The sequence below is a fragment of the Kitasatospora sp. NPDC056783 genome, assembly GCF_042789895.1.
Classification (GTDB): domain Bacteria; phylum Actinomycetota; class Actinomycetes; order Streptomycetales; family Streptomycetaceae; genus Kitasatospora.
Genome location: NZ_JBHUAF010000711.1, coordinates 1 through 1331, shown reverse-complemented (window position 1 = coordinate 1331; position 1331 = coordinate 1). Strand labels below are relative to the sequence as shown.

Sequence of the window (1331 nt, the reverse complement as noted above, 5' to 3'; positions counted from 1 at the left end):
CCGACCCGGCCGCCGAGCCGCCGCTCTCCCACGCCCAGCAGCGGCTCTGGTTCCTGGACCGGCTGCGGCCCGGCGACCCGCGCTACAACAGCGCCGTCGCCCTGAGGTTCACCGGAGCGCTGGACCACGCGGCCCTCGCCGCCGCGCTCACCACCGTGGTGGCCCGCCACGAGGCGCTGCGCACCACCTTCGCCGAGGACGACGGCCGGCCGGTGCAGACCGTGCGGCCGGCCGGGCCGGTGGAGCTGCCGCTCCGGGAGCAGGCCGTGGGGGAGAGCCTGGACGCGATCCTGCTCCAGGAGTACTCCCGCCCCTTCGACCTCGGGCAGGGGCCGCTGCTGCGCGCCCTGCTGGTGGCCGAGCCGGCGGGCGGCCACGTGCTCCAGCTGACGGCCCATCACATCGTCACCGACGGCTGGTCGATGGGCGTCGTCCTGGACGAACTGTGCACCGCCTACGACGCCCTGGCCCGTGGCGCCGCACCCGACCTGCCCGAAGTCGCCGCCCAGTACCCGGACTTCGCGCTCTGGCAGCGCGAGCGGCTGTCCGGCGCCCGGCTGGAGGACCAACTCGCCCACTGGCGGGAGAAGCTGGCCGCAGCGGTGCCGACCGAGCTGCCGCTGGACCACCCCCGGCGCGGCGAGGAGGCCGGCCCCGGCGCCCTGCACACCTTCACCGTGCCCGCGCCGCTCACCGCCAGGCTGCGCGCCCTCGCGGCCGAACGGCAGGGCACCCTCAACACGGCGCTGGTGGCCGGCACCCAGGCGCTGCTGGCCCGCTGGTCCGGGCAGCCGGACGTCACCGTCGGCTCCCTGCTGGCCGGGCGCACCCGCACCGAGCTGGAACGGGCCGTCGGCTGCTTCGTCAACACGGTGGTGCTGCGCACCCGGGTGGAGCCCGGGGCGTCCTTCCGCGAGCTGCTCGCGGCCGCCACCGAGACCGGCAACGACGCCCTGGCGCACGGCGAGACGCCCTTCGAGCGGCTGGTCGAGGCGGTCGGCGCGCCCCGCGAGGCCGGCCGCAACCCGCTGTTCGACGTCCTGGTGCTGCTGCACCCCGCCCCGCCCGCGGCCGGCGCCCCGCACGGACTCACCACCGCCCCGGTCGCCGTGCCCCGGCAGGCCGCCACCTTCGACCTCAGCGTGGAGTTCGTCCCCGACGGCGAGGCGCTCACCGGCGTCCTGGAGTACCGCGCCGACCTCTTCGACGCGCCGACCGCCCGCCGGACGGCCGAGCAACTGCTGCGACTGCTGGAGGGCGCCGCCGCCGAGCCGGACCGGCCGCTCGCCACCCTGCCGCTGCTCTCCGACCGGGAGACCGAGCAGGTCACC

1 protein-coding gene is annotated in these 1331 nt (G+C 77.2%); it reads left to right on the top strand.

The annotated features are described in order from the left end of the window. Window positions 1–1331: condensation domain-containing protein (locus tag ACFRMQ_RS40795; protein WP_380735989.1), on the top strand; the 1331-nt coding region annotated here is incomplete at both ends.